The organism is Longimicrobium sp. (assembly GCF_036280135.1).
Taxonomy (GTDB): domain Bacteria; phylum Gemmatimonadota; class Gemmatimonadetes; order Longimicrobiales; family Longimicrobiaceae; genus Longimicrobium.
Genome location: NZ_DASURI010000461.1, coordinates 1 through 3152 on the forward strand (window position 1 = coordinate 1; position 3152 = coordinate 3152).

Here is a 3152-nt window from a genome sequence, read left to right on the forward strand (position 1 = left end):
ACTGCCCAAAGAACCAGTCCAGGTCCTGCCGGCTCACGTCCTCGGCCACCTGCTGAAAGTCGGCCCCCGTCACGTGGCGCAGGCGGTGGCGCTCGTAGAACGTCCGCAGCACCTCGCGAAAGGTGGGCTCGCCCAGGTGCTCGCGCAGCATGTAGAAGACGGCGGCGCCCTTGTTGTACGTCATCGCCCCGTACACGGCCGGCGTCGAAAACGCCGCGCCCGGTAGCCCCACGGGCTCCGTTTGCCCGGCGCGCTCCGCCCGTTCCACCCCCTGCATCATCCGCTGCCAGACGGCCGTGTCGCCCTTGGTCTCCCACCACCAGTTGGTGAGGAACGAGGCGAACCCCTCGTCCATCCACCCCTCGCGGAACTCGTTGTTGGCAAAGATGCCGTGCGCGTACTGGTGCGCCGTCTCGTGCATGATGAGCCCCTCGCTGGCGGAGCCGTTCATGATGAGCATGGGGAACTCCGTTCCGCCGCTCTCCAGCCGGTGCACGTTGGTCAGCTGCGGCCAGGGGTACGGGCCGAACACCCCTTCCAGCCACGTGAGCGCGTCCCAGGTGCGGCGGGCGGCGGCGCGCTCGTCCCACGCCGTGTCGCCGGGAAGGTAGAGGACGTGGATGCCCGGCGCGGAGTACACGCCCGTGCGCTCGTCGATGACCGTGCGGACGACGAAGTCGTGGATGTACTGCGGGTCGATGCTCCACGCGAAGTGGTGCACGCTGTCCGCGAAAAAGCGCACCCGCTTGCGTCCGCGCCCCGCCTCGCCCGTCAGCAGGCCCAGGGGGTCGGCCGAGGGGGGCGGCGGATATCCGTCCGCCGACACGCGCTCGCGGTAGCCGGGATCGCCTTCCACCGCCACGCCCGTGGCGCCGATCACCTGGTCCGCCGCCAGGTCCAGTGTGACGTCGTACCGCGCGAACTCGCCGTAGAACTCGCCCTGGGGCAGCAGCGCCTGGTACGCCCATCCCGTGCGGTCGTAGACGGCGATGCGCGGATACCACTGCGCGAAGTCGTAGTGCCGGCCCCGGCGCCCCTGCCGGCGGGGCAGCGTGGAAAGGCGCGCATCCCAGTCCATCACCACCTCCACGCTGGCGCCGGGCGCCAGCGGGCGGGGCAGGGCAAGGGCCGCGACGGTGCTGTCCGGCGCACCGGGGTACGCGGGGCGCACGGCCGCGCCGTTCACCGTCACACGCGTGAACCGCTCGTAGGCGTGGTCGTTGGCGGGCAAATCCGTGAAGCGCCGCTCGCCGTACTCCAGCTCGCGCCGCGCCCACGCGCTGTTGGGACGGAACGCGTTCAGGTGCTGGTGGACGAACAGGGTGTCCAGCGCCCGCGGCGAGCGATTGGTGTAGCGCAGGCGGGCGCGGCCGTGCAGCACGTCCGTCTGCTCGTCCAGGCGCGCCTCGATGCGGTAGTCCACGCCCTGCTGAAAGTAGGCGCCGTCCTGCGCGGCAAGGGCGGGGGGCACGCCCAGCAGCGCGGCGGCGAACGCGGATCGGAGGGTCCTCACGGTTTCCTCTGGAAGCTCGGGTGGATGCACGGCCAACATGCAGCCGCCGCGCGCCCGTTGCAACCACGGCGCGCGTCGCCCTGTACGGCGGACGCGGATCGACGGCGGATGCGGATGATGAACGTCGTCCGGCGTCCTTGTCCTTGCGTCGGCGGAGGTCGGATGGCCGCGATGATGATCGTGGGAACTCGATGTGGTGGATCGCGTCGGCGGATGAGGCACATTGCGGATCTGTTCTGACGCCGAAACGGCCGTCCCCCCAGCCGGAGCGAATAAATTCGCCGCTGGAAAGGCACGAAGTCCGCCTGCGCGGACTGCCCCAGCGGAGGTTGGGCCGTGTGCACCGGAGCAGTCATTCGGCAGTTGAAGCCTCACGGCAGTTTGTGAGGCTTTCCGCAGTCGTTGCGGCGGCTTCAGCCGCTCCTGCCCGCGCCGTGATGAGAGTTCCTGCTCCACGAAGTCGAAAGCAGAATTCCCGCCGAAACATGCCGTCCAAATGTTTGCTTGCGCGCGGACGCGATTCGGATTTTATTCGGCAGCTCGCGGACGGCAGTGGACGAACGCGAAGACGTGTAGCGGGCGGAGGCCGGCATGTGGGCCGGCGGGTGCCGGGTCCAGGAGCGGAATCCTGTATGCGGATGCGGTGCATCAACTTGCCTGAAACCAGCCTCCGTTTTGGTTTGTTCAGTATTGACTGAACGATTCGAACGAGCTAACCTTCCGTGGCCGCCGGGGTGGATTCCGGCGGGAGGAGGCCGATCAACTTCACGGAAGACACACGTCACATGGACGAGGCGGTACGGCAGTTCGTGGAGCGGATGGCGCTGATCTGCGAAAAGGAGGGGATGCCCCGCATCGCCGGGCGCATCTTCGGCTACCTGCTCGCCACGGACCAGACGTTCTCCCTGGACGAGCTGGGCGAGCGCCTGCAGGCCAGCAAGGCCTCCGTGAGCACCAACGCGCGGATGCTGGAGCAGTTCGGGATGATCCAGCGGGTGAGCGTGCTGGGCGACCGGCGCGACTTCTACCGGGTGCAGGACGACCCGTGGGAGCAGATGCTGCGCGTGGCGCAAAGCCGCTGGCGCGACATGGCCGACGTCTTCGCGGATGCCTCGCAGCGGCTGCCGGACGCGGCGGGCCGCGAGCGGGCGGGGCAGGCGGAGGAGTTCCACCGGCTGCTGCTGCGCGACTGCGACGCCCTCATCGCGCGCTGGCACGAGACGCAGCGCTCGCGCGGGGCACCGGCGTCCACGGACAGCGCGGCGTAGGCGGCACGTCGTCGACGGAGGGGAATCCCGCACCGATCCGTAACGATCTCCGCCGATTGCAAGCAACCACTTGCATACATGTCGGTCAGGCGCCATCTTCACCGGCATGGACGTACGAGAGAAGCTGCTCCAGGCCGCCGTGCGGGTGTTCGAAGAGTCGGGGTCCCGCGGGGCCACGACGCGGCGCATCGCCGCCGAGGCCGGAGTGAACGAGATCACGCTGTTCCGCCACTTCGGCAGCAAGGCGGCCCTCCTGCACGAGGCCCTGGCCGAGGCGAGCAGCACCACGGTGGAAACGGGGCTTCCCGCGGAGCCCCGCGACCCCGCGGCGGAGCTGCTGGCGTGGAGCCGCGCGGGCTACGAGCACCTGC

At 69.3% G+C, this 3152-nt stretch carries 3 protein-coding genes; 2 read left to right on the forward strand and 1 reads right to left on the reverse strand.

The window, feature by feature from the left end:
- On the reverse strand, window positions 1-1513 hold a 1513-nt coding region (locus VFZ20_RS14865), incomplete at its 3' end, for a M1 family metallopeptidase (protein ID WP_329684689.1).
- 785 nt (window positions 1514-2298) lie between these two features.
- Here VFZ20_RS14865 and VFZ20_RS14870 point away from each other — a divergent pair.
- Together VFZ20_RS14870 and VFZ20_RS14875 are read left to right on the forward strand one after the other, a co-directional pair.
- A complete protein-coding gene (locus VFZ20_RS14870) occupies window positions 2299-2781 on the forward strand; it encodes a hypothetical protein (RefSeq protein WP_329684690.1) in 483 nt (160 codons plus the stop codon).
- Window positions 2782-2887: 106 nt separating this feature from the next.
- The coding region (locus VFZ20_RS14875) for a helix-turn-helix domain-containing protein (protein WP_329684691.1) at window positions 2888-3152 on the forward strand (265 nt) is incomplete at its 3' end.

Coding starts and splice junctions, on each gene's coding strand:
- VFZ20_RS14870 (WP_329684690.1), top strand. CDS start 2,299: ATGGACGAGGCGGTACGGCAGTTCGTGGAGCGGATGGCGCTGATCTGC.